Source organism: Zobellia russellii (assembly GCF_018728565.1).
GTDB lineage: Bacteria > Bacteroidota > Bacteroidia > Flavobacteriales > Flavobacteriaceae > Zobellia > Zobellia russellii.
On sequence record NZ_JACSOI010000001.1, the window covers coordinates 591,144 to 608,749 of the forward strand.

A 17,606-nucleotide genomic window follows, 5' to 3' on the forward strand; every position below is an offset into this window, starting at 1 on the left:
AACGCTTTTTCAAAAGAAATAAGCGGCAAAGATATTACTATAAACCGATGAAAGGTATACTGCTGAGCCTAAATTTGTTTTCAAGCGCTATTTTCTAAAACTGACTAGCTAGTCGGTTTGTTGGAGCCTTGAATTGACGGTAGGGAAGGGTTTTGTCGATAAACGGTTCTTTTTTACATGGGAAAAGTAAAGAAAATAGCACTTTAGAAATGAAAGAAATTCAAAACCGACTCAGTGGTTTGTAGGTTGCTTTAGAGCAAACGAACGAAAACCTTGAGAGGTGTATTTGCTTGGTGCGATTCGCAAGTTAAGTTGCATCGAGAAATCCGTTAAATGGTAATTTCGACTCGGTTTCCTTCCGGGTCTAGGATTACACTTTCGTAATAGCCATCTCCTGTAGTTCGGGGTTCGCCGGAAATTTGAAATCCGTCAGTTCTTAGTTGTTCCGTTAAGAAGTCTACCTTTTCTTTTGAGCCTACGGAGAGTGCAAAATGAATGAAACCTAAATGCTCCTCGGTAGAATTTGATGCCTTAGTAATTTCAGGTTTGTGCATGAGCTCTAGTCGAGAGCCTTCATCAAAACTTAGAAAGTGAGAAGTAAAGTTTTTGTTTGGGTTATGATAGCGTTCTCCGCAAACTGCACCAAAATAATGTTCGTAAAACTTTCGCGTACCTTCTAGGTCGGATACCCATATGGCTAGGTGCTCTATCTTCATTGTATATCTTTTAGTTTCATCTGTAAACTAACATTTCCCTGCCATTCATTTTCATCCAAAGAAAATACAGCGCTAAATGGTTTTTTGTTGGTGACAAGAGGTAATTTATCGCCCATATTAAAACCTATGCCGCCAATGGGGCCAATTCCGTTTTGGGTAGCAGCAAGTTTCAAGTGGGCCGCATCTTCACCTACTCCTTTTGCGTAACCTGTATCCTGTAGGTTTTCGGACATAAATACCGGGGTCATGTTCCCTGGTCCAAATGGAGCAAACTGTTTTATGATTCGCATGAGTTTGGGTGAAATATCCTTAAAGTCGATTTGGGCATCAACGGAAATTTCAGGAATTAGAAGGTTAGGGTCTATGGTCTCCGAGACTACTTTTTCAAATTGCGATTTAAATTTCTCAAACTGTTCTTCCAGCAGAGTGAGTCCGGCTGCATACTTGTGCCCGCCAAACTGTTCGATAAAATCGGAACAACCTTGTAGTGCATTATACACATCAAAACCTTTTACGGAGCGTGCCGAAGCAGCTAATTTATCACCACTTTTGGTGAACACAAGTGTAGGACGGTAATAGGTTTCGGTAAGTCGGGAGGCAACGATGCCAATGACACCTTTATGCCAAGAGTCTTTGTAAACCACAGAGGTAAAACGTTCTTCTTCCTTGTTCTTCTGAATCTGGTCTAGGGCTTCAATCGTGATTTCCTTATCCAGCCCACGCCGGTCCTGGTTGAATTTTTCAATTTGGGCGGCAAAGGCTTCGGCTTGTGTTATATCGGTTTCCGTAAGCAGGTTTACGGCATGTTGTCCGTGTTTCATACGTCCTGCTGCGTTTATCCGCGGAGCGATAATGAATACCACATCGGTAATGGTAAGAACGGATTTTTTTATCTGATTGATTATGGCCTTAAATCCGGTTCGAGGAGCGGTATTGATAACCTGAAGACCAAAATACGCCAACACACGGTTTTCTCCAGTCATGGGAACAATATCTGCACCAATGGCCGTAGCCACCAAGTCAAGGTAGGGAATAAGGTCGTGAACGGTTTCTCCATTTCTGGAACCCAGGGCCTGAATTAGTTTAAAGCCAACACCGCAACCACAAAGCTCATCGTATGGATAGTTGCAATCATCCCGTTTAGGGTCAAGAACCGCTACCGCATCAGGAAGCGAATTGCCAGGCCGGTGGTGATCACAGATAATAAAATCTATTCCTTTTTCTTTGGCATAGGCAACTTTGTCAATAGCCTTTACCCCACAGTCCAAGGCTATTATCAGCGAAAAACCGTTGTCTTCCGCAAAATCTATTCCTTGGAAAGATACGCCATACCCTTCGGTATATCTGTCGGGAATGTAAGTGGCAACATTGGGGTAAAAACTCAGTAAATAGGAAGAAACCAAAGCCACTGATGTAGTGCCGTCCACATCATAATCTCCATACACCAAAATATTTTCGTTATTGGAAATAGCCCTTTCTATGCGCTTCACCGCCAAATACATATCCTTCATTAAAAAAGGGTCGTGCAAATGGGATAACTCTGGACGGAAAAACCTTTTGGCCTCGTCATAGGTAGATATACCACGTTGCAATAGCAACTGCGCCACCAAATCGTCTACCTTAAGCGTACTGGCCAATTGGTCAATAGCATCTTGTTCAGGTTTTGGTTTAATGGTCCAGCGCATAGAATGAGAAGGGTGAAAATTTAATAGTTGATGCTTTCAACTTAGTCTTTATGAAAAATAGTTTTGATTTCCAATGTTGCAAATTTTCGGAACATTTCCATTACACCGCAGTATTTCTCAACTGAAAGGTCTACAGCTCTTTGTAGCTTTTTCTCTGCCAGATTTTTTCCATGGAAATGGTACTCGATAGTAACAGCATCATAAAACTTAGGATGTTCATCCGTTAGGTTGGCTATGGTTTCAATGTGAAAATCGTCAACTTCCAACTTCATTTTTTTAATGAGGGAAGCTACATCTAGACCGGAGCAGCCCGCTAAACCCGATAGCATTAAAGCTTTGGGGCGCAATCCTTTTCCTTCACCACCATCGTCTGGTCCGGCGTCTATGTTCAACGTTAGGCCAGATGGGTTGGTGCTTTCGAACTGCATGTTACCCAGCCATTTAGTTGTAATATGATTTGTAGTAGCCATAATTTTTATGTTTCTTGTAAGAGTCAAAAATACGATTAATTGATAGATTTTAAGCTTGTATTCCACCTTGTCTTTTGAAAAGAAGGAAAACCAATAAGTCGTAATTCCCCCAAAAAATAACGTGTGGTCCTAGTATGGCGCCATAGACAAAGCACGGATTAGGTCTTAAGATAATTAGTGATGTAAGTATAAAAAATTGGTTATGGATTGTCCCCTTTGTGCTTCGGAATCAAAATTTACATTTAAAATCAATGGTTTTGATATTCATGACTGTGTGTCTTGTAATCATCGGTTTGCCAATATAAAAACTGATGAAAAGCATGTAGATAACACATATGATGATTCTTATTTTAATGATGGAGGTGCTGGTTATTCGGATTATTTATTGGAATCTGATTTACTATACGAACGCGGTAAGAGGTATGCGAAAAAAATGGAACAGATTATTGGCAAAAAGGGAAGGGTTTTAGATGTAGGGGCAGCGGCAGGATGTATTTTAAAGGGGTATGTAGACGAAGGTTGGAGCGGTGTTGGAATAGAACCTAATCATCAAATGGCGCAATACGGTCGTAAACAATATAACTTGCAAATTGAACAAGGTGCTTTTGAAAGCTTCAGGCCTCATGAAAGGTTTGACCTTGTCTCTATGATACAGGTTGTTCCTCACTTTTATGAACAACAAAAAGCATTTATGAATGCTTCCAAGGTGTTAAAGGATGATGGTTTTTTGCTCATAGAATCATGGAATAGGCAAAGTATTTCCGCTAGAGTCTTTGGGAAAAGCTGGCATGAATATGCACCCCCAAGTGTTTTACATTGGTACTCTTTAGAAGGGCTGACAATTTTCTTGAAAAACTTTGGATTTGAACGGGTTTCTCATGGAAGACCCTCAAAAAAAATATCTGGAAGACATATAAAATCGCTGCTTGAGTATAAGCTAGGGAAGAGTTTTATGTTAAATATGATTCCTGAGAAAGTGAATTTTCCGTATCCATCCGAAGATTTGTTTTGGGCTTTGTTCCGTAAAAAATGCACCTTACAAATTAAAGATTAGTCCGAAAGAATCTTTGCGACTTGGGTTTGTAATGTGGGAACCACATCTATCTCGAACCAAGGATTTTTGGACATCCAAAATCTATTTACCGGAGAAGGGTGCGGCAGTGGAAAAAACTTAGGCAAAAACTCATGGTAGTTAGCTACGTTCTCTGTAAGGTTGCGCTTAGATTGATTTTTCAAATAACGATCTTGGGCATATTTTCCAATGACCAGAATTAGTTTCACTTCTTCTAACTCCTTCCAAAAATGATCATGCCATAGCGGTGCACATTCCTTACGTGGCGGTAAATCACCTGTTTTTCCTTTTCCAGGAAAGCAAAACCCCATGGGTAAAACCGCAAAATTATCCGGATTGTAGAATTGTTCATCGGTAACACCTAACCATTCCCTAAGTTTTCTGCCACTTGGATCATCCCATGCTTTGTTATGGTCATGAGCTTTTTTTCCCGGCGCCTGACTGACCAAAATAATTTTTGATTTCTGGGAGCCGGCCACAATAGGTCTTGGGCCTAAAGGCAAATGCTCACTGCAAACCTCGCATGCGCGTATTTCGGAAAGCAGTTTTTGCATAGGGTTATTTTCTTTTCAATGGGTCTTTTTCAAAATTTAGACCTTCAAATCCGGTTTTCATAAAATTACGAATGTTCTGGTGTCCTGTACCTCGTGCATCTTTGAGAACATCGGCAAAATAAAAATCGCCAAAACAAGCTAGGGTCTCATCTTTACTAAGCTCTTGTGCTTTGGCAAAAGCAAAAAGTTTGCAAGAACCGGAATTCTGTCCTTCGGCATTTTCTAAGGTACCGTTGGTAAAGGCTGTGGGAGTAAAGTCGTAATTGGCGTCAATTACTGACATGGTTTCTGAAAACGCTATGGTTTCAGGAGTGGATTTTAGTTTTTTTAGGAATGTATCTAAGGTCATTAGTATTATTTTTTTCCGGCAACAATTATTACTATTTCGCCTTTAGGAGGTTTTTGGGTAAAGTGGTCTACGAGCTCTTCTGCCGTTCCCCTTATGGTTTCTTCGTAGAGCTTTGTAAGCTCCCGTGAAACGGAAACTTGCCTGTCCGCGCCAAAATATTCGGCAAATTGGCCTAAGGTCTTAATCAACTTATAAGGAGATTCGTAGAAAATTATAGTGCGGGTTTCTTCCGATAAAAATTTTAGTCGGGTCTGGCGTCCTTTTTTTGGAGGAAGAAACCCTTCAAAAACAAATTTATCATTTGGAAGCCCGCTGTTCACTAGGGCAGGCACAAATGCCGTAGCTCCGGGAAGACAGTCTACTTCTATGTTTTTTTCAACGCAGGCCCGGGTCAATAAAAAACCGGGGTCTGATATGGCCGGTGTTCCTGCATCGGAAATTAAAGCAATGGTTTCACCGGCTTGTAAACGCTTTACCAAAGCATCAACCGTTTTGTGCTCATTGTGCATATGGTGACTCTGCATCTGCGTGGTAATCTCAAAATGCTGAAGTAGTTTTCCACTGGTACGGGTATCTTCCGCAAGTATACAGTCTACTTCTTTTAATACACGAATGGCCCGCAAGGTCATATCCTCAAGATTGCCAATAGGTGTTGGTACCAAATATAATTTTCCCATAAAAATTATTGTCGTAGCTCGTTCCCTACAAAATAGGCAACTAGCGTTGCTATAGCCGCTATAAAGGCAATCAGGTAGTCCTGGCCATCGGTTATATAATGTGCAAAGAACGCTAAAAGTGTATCAAAAAAGAAACCTGCATAGGCCCATTCTCTAAGCCATACTGAGAAATTACCCCATATGGCTATTAAGCCGAGTATTTTAGCAATGGCCAAAGGGTAAATTAGATAGGTAGGGTAACCTAGGTGCTCAAAGAAACCTGCAATCATTTCATAGTTGGTGAAATAATTGTAGATAGAGAACAACATAATCGCGGTCAAAACCCCTAGGGCCGACCAGTAAATGAGTTTTAAAGTTTTCATTGGGGGGCAATTTTTACTCTAAAATAATGATTAGCATTAACACTAGGCCCAATTTTGGTCAAAAAAAAACCCTTTGTTTTAACAAAGGGCCTGTGTTTTTATGGGGGTAAAAAGTAAAACTAGGAGAATTTACGCTCAATAAACTGCATAAAGCGCTCCGCATATTCTTCCTTGCCCGACCAGTTGTTATAGTCCGGTTTCACCATATTTTCTATAAATGAGATAGAACGTTCCTCGCTATCTATAGTATTCAATTGGGATAAGACTCTGTTGTAGTCTTCCATGCTGTCATTAAAAAGATGCTTAACAAAGGCCAATCTGTTGTTAAGGTCTATTTTAAGCTCTTTGTTAGAAACTTTATCGTTCAAAGATTTAGTATGCACCTCTTTTTTAGGGGCTACACCGTTTGGTTTAGGGGCTACAGGCTTTTGCGGTTCAAAAAGTTCCTGATCGTTTTTCATATAATCCGGCTTGGCCAAAAATTCCTTCAAAACTTCATCTACATGGTCTTCATGGCTGGGCATTTCCGAAATAAAACCTTTAATAGTGTCCATGCCTGGAGTAATAATGTCTTCTTCATGCGGATTGCTCTCGGGTACAGAGGCATTTTCTCTCAGGACCGCATTGGCCATCTTCTCAAATTTGGCTGCAATAACATTTTTTGATACGTCTATTTCTATGTCGTTTAATTTCTCCTCTATATATTTAAGAACGGCCAATTTTTCATACAGATTCTTGGCGGCATCGTACATGTCGCTAATTTCCATATCACGAGAAGTGATAATATCAGTAGATAATTTTCGCAGTTCTTCCTTCAATTTGTTCTTCATCGGTCAATTTTTTCTAATTCTACCGGGTTTGGGTAAAAAAGGTATCTCTATCTTTGCTAACTTTAAATTCTGAACTCTAAGGAAATGTTATTTTGGTTAAAATAACGGCTCAACTAAAGTTCTATAATATTAAGAACGAAAATCCCCATATTTTCGTCTAAAAATACAAAATGTTTCTCGAAAATACTGTTAATCACAAAGAACAATTCGGGTGGATTGAGGTCATCTGCGGTTCAATGTTCTCGGGTAAGACCGAAGAGCTGATCCGAAGATTAAAACGGGCTCAGTTCGCCAAGCAAAAGGTTGAAATTTTTAAACCGATGGTAGATGTTCGTTATGACGAGAATATGGTTGTTTCTCATGATGCGAACGAAATTCGTTCCACACCTGTACCTGCAGCGGCCAATATTCGCATTCTGGGCGATACCTGCGATGTAATAGGTATTGACGAGGCCCAATTTTTTGATGATGAAATTGTTACGGTCTGTAATGATTTGGCAAACAAAGGGGTGCGTGTGGTGGTGGCCGGTCTGGATATGGATTTTAAAGGCAATCCTTTTGGCCCAATGCCCGCGTTAATGGCTACCGCAGAATATGTAACCAAAGTACATGCTATATGCACGCGTACGGGTAATCTGGCGAACTACAGCTATAGAAAATCTAGCAATGACAACTTGGTTTTATTAGGTGAAACGGAAGAGTACGAACCTTTGAGCCGTGCGGCCTATTACAAGGCGAGATTAAAGGAGAAGGTCAAGCATTTAGAGGTGAAGAGCGAAGAGATAAAAAGCAACGATAACGATAAGAAAGCCGATGGCGAAAGCAGGTGAGACCGTTCTGGAGATAGACCTTTTGGCTTTAGAGCACAACTACAGGTTTTTAAAATCTAAAATAGATTCCAACACAAAGTTTTTAGGTGTCGTAAAGGCATTTGCGTACGGAAGCGATTCTGTGGCCATTGCCCGAAAATTAGAAACCATTGGGGCAGATTATCTTGCTGTGGCCTATGTTACCGAGGGTGTGGCTTTACGGGAAGCCGGAATAAAGATTCCTATATTGGTATTGCACCCGTTACCTGTTAGTTTTGAAAACCTGATTGCTTATAACTTGGAACCCAATATATATTCTCCTAAAATATTGGCCAATTTTCTAGAGGTTGCCAAAAGCAAGGGGTTAAAGCAATATCCAATACACCTAAAATTTAATACCGGACTCAATAGACTTGGTTTTACGGAGCATCAGATTAATGAGTTATGTGATGTATTGAGCGACCAAGATGAAGTTGAGGTGGTCTCGGTATTTTCACATTTGGCGGCATCCGAGGATTCGAGCGAGCGGGAGTTTACGGAAAACCAAATTACAACCTTCAGAAATATTACCAATATGCTTATTCCTAAACTAGGAAAAGTACCCATGTTGCATTTATTGAATACTTCGGGCATTATAAATTATGCTAGTGCACAATTTGATATGGTTCGTAGTGGCATTGGCCTTTATGGATTTGGAAACGAAGCGGCTATAGACAAACAACTTAAACCGGTGGCCACGTTAAAAACGGTTATATCTCAAATTCATACAATAGAAAAAGGACAGAGTATTGGTTACAACCGGGCATACAAAGCAGATGAAGCTGTTATTACTGCTACTTTGCCAGTAGGTCATGCAGACGGTATAGGAAGACAATACGGCAATGGAAAAGCTTATGTAACCATCAATGGAAAAAAAGCACCCATTGTTGGCAACGTGTGTATGGATATGATAATGGTAAACGTAACCGGAATAGATTGTAATGAGGGTGATGAGGTGGTTGTTTTTGGTGCAAACCCAACTGCTGAACAGTTTGCAAGTGGTGCCAAAACAATCTCATACGAAATACTTACTGGCATTTCGCAGCGTGTTACGCGAATCATTGTGGATAATTAATATTTACAAGCATTATTTTAGAGTAAGTCTTTTTTTGTTAATTTGCAGTGCATTGAATTGCGCTATAAATTAATTAACCATTAAAAACACTAAATCATGTTAAAAGATTTTAAGAATTTTATTATGACTGGCAACGTTATTGAATTTGCCGTTGCAGTTATAATGGCCGGAGCCGTAGGTCTAGTAGTAAACGGATTTGTAAATGACATTGTTATGCCAATTGTTGGTGAATTTACCGGTGGTGTAGATTTCGCTAATTTAAAGCATGTACTTACCCCTGCATCAGGTGTAGAAGGAGAAGCAGGTTACGTTGCTGAAAACGCTATTCGTTACGGTGCTTGGATCAATACCATTGTAAACTTATTGATCGTAGGTTTTGTAATGTTTATGATTGTTAAGGCATATGCCAAAGCTAAAGGTCCTGCTCCAGAACCAGCTCCAACAGGTCCTTCTCAAGAAGATTTATTAGGAGAAATCAGAGATTTGCTTAAAAAGCAATAAGAATATAGGTTGCCCATTTGGGTAGACCACCGCTGCACTGCAGTTTAACATTAAAACCGTCATTGAAGCTCGCAACTTCTTTGGCGGTTCTTTTTTGTACAATTGTTATGTTTAAAACAATTTGTTAAATAATGTTGATACAGATTTAAAATGCTTGTGAGGTCAATAGGGTTGCACTACATTTGTCCCTCTAAAATTAATTAAAGATGAAAGTAGCCGTTGTAGGTGCCACTGGTATGGTTGGCGAGGTGATGCTCAAGGTGTTGAGCGAACGTAATTTTCCAATTACGGAATTGCTATTGGTCGCTTCTGAGCGCTCTGTAGGAAAAAAACTCTCTTATAAAGATAAAGAATATACCATAATTGGTTTGGCGGCTGCCGTAGCAGCAAAGCCGGACATTGCCATATTTTCAGCAGGAGGAGATACCTCTTTGGAATGGGCTCCTAAATTCGCTGAGGCCGGCACTACAGTTGTGGATAATTCCTCGGCTTGGAGAATGGACCCGACCAAGAAATTGGTGGTTCCTGAAATCAATGCGAGTGAATTGACCAAAGAAGACAAGATTATTGCTAACCCTAACTGTTCTACTATTCAGTTGGTTATGGCTTTGTCTCCGTTGCACAAGAAATACAAAATGAAGCGTGTGGTCATTTCAACATACCAATCGGTATCAGGAACAGGTGTTAAAGCCGTGCGTCAGTTAGAGAACGAAATGACGGGCGTTCAAGGCGAAATGGCCTATCCTTATCCTATCAACAGAAATGCATTGCCTCATTGTGATGTTTTCTTGGAAAACGGGTATACTAAAGAAGAAATGAAGTTGGCTCGTGAGCCACAAAAAATATTGGATGACCGTAGTTTCTCCATCAGTGCTACGGCCGTTCGTATTCCTACTGCTGGAGGACATTCGGAATCGGTAAACGTTGAGTTTGAAAACGACTTTGATTTGAACGATGTTCGTAAACTGTTAAATGATACTCCTGGTGTTACCGTACAGGATAATCCGGATACCAACACCTACCCTATGCCTATTTATGCGCATGATAAGGATGAAGTTTTTGTTGGCCGTATCCGTAGGGACGAGTCGCAACGCAATACATTAAATATGTGGATCGTTGCTGATAACTTGCGTAAGGGCGCTGCAACAAATGCGGTGCAAATTGCTGAGTATTTGTTAGAAAACCGTTTGGTATAAAACATATATACTTTCTAAATTTTTAGTTAAAACCTATGCTGTGCAATGCCGGCATAGGTTTTTTTATGGTACTTTTAACGAATTTCAATAGTCAAATCATGCAGAAATTCGTAGTACTTTTTTCTTTGGCTTCGGCTACTTTGGCCGGCCAAACATTGCCTAAAAACGAGAATCATATGGTGAAATATCCAAAGACCCGTAAATCGGAAACTGTAGACACTTATTTTGGTACTCCCGTAGCTGACCCTTACCGTTGGTTGGAAGATGATATGAGTGATGAGACCGGTGCTTGGGTAAAAGCCCAAAATGAGGTTACTTTTAATTATTTGGAAAAAATTCCGTTTCGGGAAGCATTGAAACAACGGTTGGAGAAGCTTTGGAACTATGAGAAATTAGGTTCTCCTTTTAAGGAAGGGAATTATACTTACTTCTATAAAAATAATGGTTTGCAGAACCAGTATGTGCTATACAGAAAACAAGGGGAGGGTAAGGAAGAAGTTTTCTTGGACCCGAATACCTTTTCTGAAGACGGAACTACATCTCTAGCTGGTTTAAGCTTTACAAAAGACGGTTCGCTTGCGGCCTATTTAATTTCGGAAGGTGGTAGCGATTGGAGAAAGGCCATTGTCATTAATGCCCAGACCATGGAAGTAGTTGAAGATACTCTTACGGATATTAAGTTCAGCGGAATTTCATGGAAAGGAAATGATGGGTTCTATTACTCTAGTTATGATAAGCCGGAAGGAAGCGAACTTTCTGCAAAGACGGATCAGCACAAAGTTTATTACCATAAACTAGGGACTTCTCAAAAAGAAGATCAATTGGTATATGGAGGAACGGAAGCCGAGAAGCATAGGTATATAGGGGCCTCAGTATCGGAGGATGAGCAATATCTGTTAATTTCCGCTGCTGTTTCAACGTCGGGTAACAAGTTGTTCATTAAGGACCTTTCACAGGAAAATAGTCCATTAGTGCCCATAGTTGAGGATACGGACTCGGATAATTATGTTATTGAAAATGAAGGGTCAAAACTATATATCGTTACCAATAGAAATGCACCCAACAAGAGAATTGTTACGGTAGATGCTGAAAATCCAGGAGAAGAGAATTGGGTTGATTTTATCCCGGAAACCGAGAATGTACTGACTGCTGGTACGGGCGGTGGTTATTTCTTTGCGGAATATATGGTAGATGCTATTAGTAAAGTTTTTCAATATGATTACGATGGCAAATTGATCCGTGAAGTGAAGCTTCCCGGGGTTGGGAGTGCTTCGGGATTTGGTGGTAAGAAAGAAAACAAAGAGTTTTACTTTTCATTTACCAACTATATTATTCCCGGTTCTTCCTTTAAGTACAATGTAGAAACTGGTGCATATACTTCTTATTGGACACCGGACATCGATTTTAATTCGGAGGGTTATGAATCCAACCAGGTGTTTTATACCTCTAAGGACGGCACTAAGGTTCCTATGATCATTACCCATAAAAAGGGATTGAAGTTGAATGGTAAGAACCCAACCATTTTATATGGTTACGGTGGTTTTAACATCAGCCTAACACCTGCTTTTAGTATTGCCAATGCAGTTTGGTTGGAGCAGGGAGGCATATATGCGGTACCTAACTTAAGGGGTGGTGGCGAATATGGAAAAAAATGGCATGACGCGGGTACCAAAATGAACAAGCAGAATGTTTTTGATGACTTTATTGCTGCAGGAGAGTATTTGATTGAAAATAAGTATACTTCTTCGGACTATCTGGCCGTTCGCGGTGGAAGCAACGGCGGACTTTTAGTAGGTGCTACCATGACCCAAAGACCAGATCTTATGAAAGTAGCTTTGCCTGCTGTTGGGGTTTTGGATATGTTAAGGTACCATACGTTTACTGCTGGTGCAGGCTGGGCGTATGATTACGGCACGTCTGAGGAGAGTAAGGAAATGTTTGAATACTTAAAAGGATATTCCCCCGTTCATACTATTAAAGAGGGAGTAGATTATCCTGCCACATTGGTTACTACCGGAGACCATGATGATCGTGTAGTTCCGGCGCATAGTTTTAAATTTGCTGCGGAACTACAAGCCAAACAATCGGGAAAAACCCCTACCTTAATTCGTATAGAGACCAATGCCGGTCACGGAGCAGGTACACCGGTAAGTAAAACTATTGAGCAATATGCCGATATTTTTGCATTTACCCTGTATAATATGGGTTTTGAGGCACTTCCGTATAAATAAATTGCCTATTTCAAGAATTAAATACCGTTTGGACTTTTATTGACAAAAGAGTGCCTAGGTATACAGAACACGAATGTATGTTACAAGTAGATCATGTTTCCTTTAGTTATGACGATGGTACTTCCGTTTTGGAAAATATCAACCTAAAGGTGGCCAAAGGCGAACATGTTTCCATTATAGGAGAGAGCGGTTGTGGAAAAAGTACCCTCTTAAAAATCATTTACGGATTGCTTCATATTGAAGTGGGAGAGGTGTATTGGAACGAAACCCAAGTTTTAGGTCCACAGCATAATCTTGTGCCGGGCGAACCGTACATGAAGTATTTATCACAGGATTTTGATTTGATGCCTTTCACTACGGTAGAGGAAAACATTAGTCAGTTCTTATCTGTTTTTGAACCTGAGGAGCTTCAAGAGCGTACGTTTGAGCTTTTGGAAATGATTGAAATGACCAAGTTTGCCCAAACCAAGGTAAAACTATTAAGTCGTGGTCAACAGCAGCGTGTGGCACTGGCTAGAGTTTTGGCCCAAGAGCCTAAAGTACTGTTGTTGGACGAGCCGTTTAGTAATATTGATAATTTTAGGAAGAACAGCTTACGGCGTAACCTTTTTGGCTATTTAAGACGTCAAAAAATAACTGTACTTACCGCTACACATGACCATATGGATATGCTTCCGTTTGCGGATAGGGTGGTTGTGCTCAAAGATAGGTTCATTGTGGCTAAGGATAGTCCTAAAAACCTATATGAGCACCCTAAGGACCTGTATGTAGCCTCCTTGTTCGGCGAAGCCAATAAAATTCCCATAAACATTGTAAAATCCTATGCGGATACCAAAAGGCGCATTATTGTATATGCCCATGAATTTAAGGTTTCCGGTAAATCCGGTTTAGAATGTGTGGTAAAAGGAGCTTATTACATGGGAGGTCATTATATGATCGTGGGGATTTATGAAGGTGAGGATATCTATTTTAACCATGACAAGCCTTTAGAGGTGGGAAAAGTAATTTTTCTGAATATTTCTTTGGAAACCATAAACCAGCGTATGGCCGATTCTTAAACTATGAACAAGGCCCAACTGATTCAAGAATTAACTTTCAAAGCTGTAAGAAGCAGTGGTGCCGGAGGGCAGCATGTAAACAAGGTTTCTACTAAAATAGACCTTAGTTTTTCGGTTGAGGAATCTAACGGTCTTACCGCTATTGAGAAAGAACGTCTCTATAAGAAAATAGGCCATAGGCTAACCAAAGAAGGGGTGTTGCAAATGCAATGCGATGAAACCCGTAGTCAGCATAGAAACAAAGAATTGGCCATTACCCGTTTTTTAAGCCTCATTGAAGACGCTTTAAAAGTTAAGAAAAAACGGCGGAAAACAAAGCCGTCACGATCTTCCATTGAAAAACGGTTGAAGCATAAAAAGAAGAACGCCCAAAAGAAGACAAATAGAGGAAAGCCCCAAATGGATTAAAACTCATTGGGGCTTTTTCTGTGGAATTTAAAACCCACTACTCAACTAAACATCAACTATAATTAAAACTCTTGCTTACCAAATTCACTGTCAATGAATTTGGATTTATTCTTGTTCTTATTGAAATTGTAGGATAGGTTAAGCAGTACCATATCTACCTCATAAACATAGTTTGTGGTGGTAAAGAATTCACCTTCACGATAAGTGGTAATACGCTGTTCGTTCGTATCCAATAGTCCCAAATCTATATTTTGCCATTGTAGCGTAGCCGTCAATCGGTCATTTAAGAACGACTTTTTAAAGGTTAGGTTGGGCGAATAAAAACGGGAATCTTCGCCCTGTGCCGTAATCCGTTCGGAGAGGTAATTAAAGGTGAATTGCAACGAAGCGGTTTCCGTAAAGTTATAGGTGCTGTTTGCGTTTATGGAGTACACAAAAGAACTGCTGTCTATATTTCTACCATCATATTCGCCATCAATGGTATAATTGTAAAGGTTGGCTCCAATAAAGTTAGACCAGTTTTTGGTAGGTTTTAGCTGCGTGCCCAATTCAAGTCCAAGAGACTTTGCCTTTCCCACGTTTGAGTAGATGCGGTTTAGGATGGTGTCGTTATAGATGGTATTTACTCTGTTCACCAAATTTTTGGTGTCGCGGTAATAGGCCGTGGCGAAGACCGAATTTCCGCCCTCAAAGTTTTTGCTGATACCCACTTCCAATAGGTCTATAAATTCCGGTTTTAGGGTGGGGTCTCCCTGTTCCAAGGTTTCTGAGTGCTCACGTTCCGGAAAAGGGTTCATTTTAAAAGTGGCGGTGCGTTCTACCCTTTTGCTATAAGCGGCCTTCAATTTTAGATGGTTCTCAAATGTATATTGAACTGATGCCGATGGAAACGGTTTTACATAGTCATAGGTATAGGTAGTGTCAATAAGACCTTGTTTGTCACGAAGATCAAGTTCGCGATCCATAGCCTCAATACGCACACCTGCAGCATACTCCCATTTATCCTTGACACCTGTTAATTGCGCATAACCGGAATGGATGCTCCTTTGAAGGTCAACTTCGCTGGAAAATTCGGGAACTAGCTCAAAAACGTCACCGGTAGTATCATCCTTTCTTTCATATACGAAATCACCTGTATGGTCCAAGTTTCGGTATTGGTAACCGGTTTCTAGTTGGCCAATTGCAAATGGTTTCCAGGCATAGTCCAATGATAGACGAATACCGTTAAGCGGGTTGTCATTGGTGTTGTATTCCTGTTGGTATACAATGTTCCTATCGGGTTGGCCCAAGTTGTCACTTTCGGTAGGCCCCCCTAACAGGGTGTATTCGTATAAAAAGGAAGTAGATAATTTTGAAGTATTTTCAAAAATATGGGAATAGTCAAAGCTTCCCAACACAAAATCACTTTTTCGGGTTCTAAGGTTGTGGTTATAATACTGAAAAGTATAAAAACGTTCTCCACCAGCAGCAGGGGTAATCCCGTGGTTGTCAAAATATACGATATCGGCTAGACGATCCTTTTTTCTTTTCCCCCCGTAAAAACCTAGTGAATAGGTGTTTTTATCATCTGGCGCATAGTCTACAGTAAACCTTCCACTGTAATTAATTTCATCAAAACTGCGCTCTCCGCTAGAAGGAAATTGGGTAAGGGTGTCATTTATGATGGTAAAAATATCACCTTCACGTCTGCCGCCAAGATCGTTACGTTGGTAGCTGGCACCCATAGAGATATTCCAATCGCCTTTACGAATGTTATACGTGGCATCTGCGCCGTAACGTTGGTGTACCTTATCATTGCCATACGTTTCAATAGAGGGGAGACCACCTTTAATATTGATCTGGGCAAAAGTGCCGTCTGCAGCACCTTTTTTGGTGATGATGTTCATAATACCCGCTTTACCCTCAGGATCATATTTGGCCGAGGGGGCGGTAATTACTTCAACCCGCTCAATGGCATTGGCCGGAAGTTGGTTCAATAAATTGGAAGCATTTCCTTGCACGGGGTTTCCGTTGAGCAATACTACAAATCCGGTACTCCCACGAACACTTATTTCACCCTGTCCGTCCACACTTACCGAGGGTATATTCCTAACCACATCCATGGCACTTCCTCCAAGGCTGTTCTGGAACTTTTTGGTGTCAAAAACCTGTCGGTCTATTTTGTTGATAACGGTTGCCCGTTCGCCTTTAACGACCACTTCTTCAAGTTGGGTGCCACCAATACTTAAGGTTATGGTTCCTAGGTCAACACCTTTTCGGTTCTGTACGGTAATATCTTTTATGGTCTTGGTTTCAAAACCAATAAAAGAAGCTTCTAGGTAGTAAGTTCCGTTTTTAATATTGTCTATGGAGAAGAAACCGTTTAGGTCCGTAATGACCCCGGTAACCAATTCTCCGTTATCCTGGTTAAAGACGGCAGCGGTGGCGTATTCTAACGGATAATCATTATCCCCGTCCGTAATTTTACCGGTTATTTGCGCCGATACCGAAAGCGGAATTATAGTGATTAGAAATACAAATAGATGAAAAGACTTCATGTTCAATAGGTTTGGTATTAATTAGGTGTCGAAATTACGCTTAACCCCTATTGAATTATGGTCTGTTTGAAAAAGTTAAGGTACGATCGCTACTTTTTTAAACTGTAGTGGTGTTTGTCCATCATGTCGTTTAAAGTATTTTACAAAGTGGGAAACATCCGTAAAGTCAAACGCATAGGCAATTTCAGTAACTGAGAGATCGGTGTAAAGCAACAAGCGCTTGGTTTCTTTTAAAATATGGTCTGCAATTACGGCAGAAGCGGTCTTCTCATGCTTTCTTTTGCAGAGGGCATTTAGGTTTTGTGCCGTGGTGTTCAGCTTCTGGGCATAGTAGGCCACATCGTTTTTGAGTTTGGTTTGCAGCAACTCATCAAAACGTTCTTCCAGATTGTTGGTAGATACGGTTTCATCTAGTTCTACATACGTCAATATTTTAGAGAATAGAGCTTTGAGAACCCCTTCTACCAGAATATCTCTGCTGGCACAATTTTCCTTGATTTCTTTGGATGCGATTTCAAAAAGTGATTGAATACTGGCATCATAAGATGGGTTGATTACCCTTTTGTTACCCAGCTGTTTTAGTTGTAGATTAATATGCTTGTCCAATGTCTTTTCTAAAAACCCTTCCTTAATAATAATTACAAAGCCTTCAGGAACGGTATCTATTTCCCAGTGGTGTACTTCATCCTTTTTAATGATAAATATTACTGGCGGCTCTATGGCGTACCCGGTCTCGTCCATATAATGCATTCCACTACCTGCACTAAAATAAACCAACTCCATATACTTGTTGTGGCGGTGCGGTTTGGTGTAGCGCTTATTAACATCAAAGGGCTCGATCTTAATATCTGCCAAAGCAGAGATTTTGGTATAGGTTTTAATTTTGGTACGTATCAAATGGACTGATTTTTAACAAGACGTTTTTGCTCATAATCTGTGTAACCTACACAAAGATCAGTAGTACAGGTCTTGTTGTTCAAGCTAAGTATAAAGATAATAGATAGAACAGGTATTCACTGCCTTGGGATGATCGTAAA

General features: G+C 40.4%; 18 protein-coding genes. 8 read left to right on the forward strand and 10 right to left on the reverse strand.

Features of this window, described 5'->3' with window-relative positions:
- Positions 1-329: 329 nt before the first annotated feature.
- The 3 genes from H9565_RS02530 to H9565_RS02540 are packed head-to-tail and all read right to left on the reverse strand — an operon-like array spanning position 330 to position 2,871.
- On the reverse strand, positions 330-716 hold the full coding sequence (locus H9565_RS02530) for a VOC family protein (protein WP_215437121.1): 387 nt from the start codon (positions 714-716) through the stop codon (positions 330-332).
- Positions 713-2,401, reverse strand: coding sequence for a single-stranded-DNA-specific exonuclease RecJ (gene recJ, locus H9565_RS02535; RefSeq protein ID WP_215437123.1), 1,689 nt, complete (start codon positions 2,399-2,401; stop codon positions 713-715). The genes H9565_RS02530 and recJ overlap by 4 nt, the downstream gene beginning before the upstream one ends.
- A 41-nt stretch (positions 2,402-2,442) precedes the next feature.
- Entirely contained in the window at positions 2,443-2,871 is a 429-nt protein-coding gene (locus H9565_RS02540; RefSeq protein ID WP_215437125.1) for an OsmC family protein, read from the reverse strand.
- 202 nt (positions 2,872-3,073) lie between these two features.
- Here H9565_RS02540 and H9565_RS02545 point away from each other — a divergent pair, with 202 nt between their 5' ends.
- A complete protein-coding gene (locus tag H9565_RS02545) occupies positions 3,074-3,925 on the forward strand; it encodes a class I SAM-dependent methyltransferase (RefSeq protein WP_215437127.1) in 852 nt (283 codons plus the stop codon).
- On the opposite strand, the gene H9565_RS02550 is transcribed toward H9565_RS02545, so the two are convergent.
- The 5 genes from H9565_RS02550 to H9565_RS02570 all read right to left on the reverse strand — a co-directional run bounded on the left by H9565_RS02550 (position 3,922) and on the right by H9565_RS02570 (position 6,715).
- Complete coding sequence (locus tag H9565_RS02550; RefSeq protein WP_215437128.1) at positions 3,922-4,497, reverse strand: uracil-DNA glycosylase family protein; 576 nt, start codon at positions 4,495-4,497, stop codon at positions 3,922-3,924. The two genes, H9565_RS02545 and H9565_RS02550, sit on opposite strands and share 4 nt — an antisense overlap.
- Positions 4,498-4,501: 4 nt before the next feature.
- Positions 4,502-4,846 (reverse strand): HopJ type III effector protein, encoded by a 345-nt coding sequence (locus H9565_RS02555; RefSeq protein WP_215437129.1) that lies wholly within the window; start codon positions 4,844-4,846, stop codon positions 4,502-4,504.
- Positions 4,847-4,851: 5 nt separating this feature from the next.
- Complete coding sequence (gene rsmI / locus H9565_RS02560) at positions 4,852-5,523, reverse strand: 16S rRNA (cytidine(1402)-2'-O)-methyltransferase (RefSeq protein ID WP_215437130.1); 672 nt, start codon at positions 5,521-5,523, stop codon at positions 4,852-4,854.
- A gap of 5 nt (positions 5,524-5,528) precedes the next feature.
- A complete protein-coding gene (locus tag H9565_RS02565; protein ID WP_215437133.1) occupies positions 5,529-5,885 on the reverse strand; it encodes a DoxX family protein in 357 nt (118 codons plus the stop codon).
- 119 nt (positions 5,886-6,004) lie between these two features.
- Positions 6,005-6,715: a hypothetical protein gene (locus H9565_RS02570; RefSeq protein WP_215437136.1), complete on the reverse strand. Its 711-nt coding sequence runs from the start codon at positions 6,713-6,715 to the stop codon at positions 6,005-6,007.
- Positions 6,716-6,885: 170 nt separating this feature from the next.
- On the opposite strand from H9565_RS02570, the gene H9565_RS02575 reads away from it, so the two are divergent.
- From H9565_RS02575 to arfB, 7 genes are all read left to right on the forward strand, one after another.
- Entirely contained in the window at positions 6,886-7,545 is a 660-nt protein-coding gene (locus tag H9565_RS02575; RefSeq protein WP_215437138.1) for a thymidine kinase, read from the forward strand.
- Complete coding sequence (gene alr, locus H9565_RS02580) at positions 7,529-8,638, forward strand: alanine racemase (RefSeq protein ID WP_215437141.1); 1,110 nt, start codon at positions 7,529-7,531, stop codon at positions 8,636-8,638. The genes H9565_RS02575 and alr overlap by 17 nt, the downstream gene beginning before the upstream one ends.
- Before the next feature lie 96 nt (positions 8,639-8,734).
- Positions 8,735-9,139, forward strand: coding sequence for a large conductance mechanosensitive channel protein MscL (mscL, locus tag H9565_RS02585; protein WP_215437142.1), 405 nt, complete (start codon positions 8,735-8,737; stop codon positions 9,137-9,139).
- 206 nt (positions 9,140-9,345) lie between these two features.
- Positions 9,346-10,335, forward strand: coding sequence for an aspartate-semialdehyde dehydrogenase (locus H9565_RS02590; protein ID WP_215437144.1), 990 nt, complete (start codon positions 9,346-9,348; stop codon positions 10,333-10,335).
- A 98-nt stretch (positions 10,336-10,433) separates the two neighbouring features.
- Positions 10,434-12,566 (forward strand): prolyl oligopeptidase family serine peptidase, encoded by a 2,133-nt coding sequence (locus H9565_RS02595; RefSeq protein ID WP_215437147.1) that lies wholly within the window; start codon positions 10,434-10,436, stop codon positions 12,564-12,566.
- 77 nt (positions 12,567-12,643) lie between these two features.
- A complete protein-coding gene (locus tag H9565_RS02600) occupies positions 12,644-13,624 on the forward strand; it encodes an ABC transporter ATP-binding protein (RefSeq protein ID WP_215437149.1) in 981 nt (326 codons plus the stop codon).
- Between the two features lie 3 nt (positions 13,625-13,627).
- On the forward strand, positions 13,628-14,032 hold the full coding sequence (arfB, locus tag H9565_RS02605) for an alternative ribosome rescue aminoacyl-tRNA hydrolase ArfB (RefSeq protein WP_215437151.1): 405 nt from the start codon (positions 13,628-13,630) through the stop codon (positions 14,030-14,032).
- Between the two features lie 62 nt (positions 14,033-14,094).
- Here the strand turns inward: arfB and H9565_RS02610 are convergent, their stop codons facing one another.
- Together H9565_RS02610 and H9565_RS02615 are read right to left on the reverse strand one after the other, a co-directional pair.
- Positions 14,095-16,569: a TonB-dependent receptor domain-containing protein gene (locus tag H9565_RS02610; protein ID WP_215437155.1), complete on the reverse strand. Its 2,475-nt coding sequence runs from the start codon at positions 16,567-16,569 to the stop codon at positions 14,095-14,097.
- 75 nt (positions 16,570-16,644) lie between these two features.
- Entirely contained in the window at positions 16,645-17,466 is an 822-nt protein-coding gene (locus H9565_RS02615; RefSeq protein WP_246560221.1) for an AraC family transcriptional regulator, read from the reverse strand.
- Positions 17,467-17,606: the final 140 nt, after the last annotated feature.

Bases quoted from the DNA above. Each gene is read 5' to 3' on its own strand.
- H9565_RS02530 (WP_215437121.1), bottom strand. From the start codon at position 716: ATGAAGATAGAGCACCTAGCCATATGGGTATCCGACCTAGAAGGTACG.
- recJ (WP_215437123.1), bottom strand. From the start codon at position 2,401: ATGCGCTGGACCATTAAACCAAAACCTGAACAAGATGCTATTGACCAA.
- H9565_RS02540 (WP_215437125.1), bottom strand. From the start codon at position 2,871: ATGGCTACTACAAATCATATTACAACTAAATGGCTGGGTAACATGCAG.
- H9565_RS02545 (WP_215437127.1), top strand. From the start codon at position 3,074: ATGGATTGTCCCCTTTGTGCTTCGGAATCAAAATTTACATTTAAAATC.
- H9565_RS02550 (WP_215437128.1), bottom strand. From the start codon at position 4,497: ATGCAAAAACTGCTTTCCGAAATACGCGCATGCGAGGTTTGCAGTGAG.
- H9565_RS02555 (WP_215437129.1), bottom strand. From the start codon at position 4,846: ATGACCTTAGATACATTCCTAAAAAAACTAAAATCCACTCCTGAAACC.
- rsmI (WP_215437130.1), bottom strand. From the start codon at position 5,523: ATGGGAAAATTATATTTGGTACCAACACCTATTGGCAATCTTGAGGAT.
- H9565_RS02565 (WP_215437133.1), bottom strand. From the start codon at position 5,885: ATGAAAACTTTAAAACTCATTTACTGGTCGGCCCTAGGGGTTTTGACC.
- H9565_RS02570 (WP_215437136.1), bottom strand. From the start codon at position 6,715: ATGAAGAACAAATTGAAGGAAGAACTGCGAAAATTATCTACTGATATT.
- H9565_RS02575 (WP_215437138.1), top strand. From the start codon at position 6,886: ATGTTTCTCGAAAATACTGTTAATCACAAAGAACAATTCGGGTGGATT.
- alr (WP_215437141.1), top strand. From the start codon at position 7,529: ATGGCGAAAGCAGGTGAGACCGTTCTGGAGATAGACCTTTTGGCTTTA.
- mscL (WP_215437142.1), top strand. From the start codon at position 8,735: ATGTTAAAAGATTTTAAGAATTTTATTATGACTGGCAACGTTATTGAA.
- H9565_RS02590 (WP_215437144.1), top strand. From the start codon at position 9,346: ATGAAAGTAGCCGTTGTAGGTGCCACTGGTATGGTTGGCGAGGTGATG.
- H9565_RS02595 (WP_215437147.1), top strand. From the start codon at position 10,434: ATGCAGAAATTCGTAGTACTTTTTTCTTTGGCTTCGGCTACTTTGGCC.
- H9565_RS02600 (WP_215437149.1), top strand. From the start codon at position 12,644: ATGTTACAAGTAGATCATGTTTCCTTTAGTTATGACGATGGTACTTCC.
- arfB (WP_215437151.1), top strand. From the start codon at position 13,628: ATGAACAAGGCCCAACTGATTCAAGAATTAACTTTCAAAGCTGTAAGA.
- H9565_RS02610 (WP_215437155.1), bottom strand. From the start codon at position 16,569: ATGAAGTCTTTTCATCTATTTGTATTTCTAATCACTATAATTCCGCTT.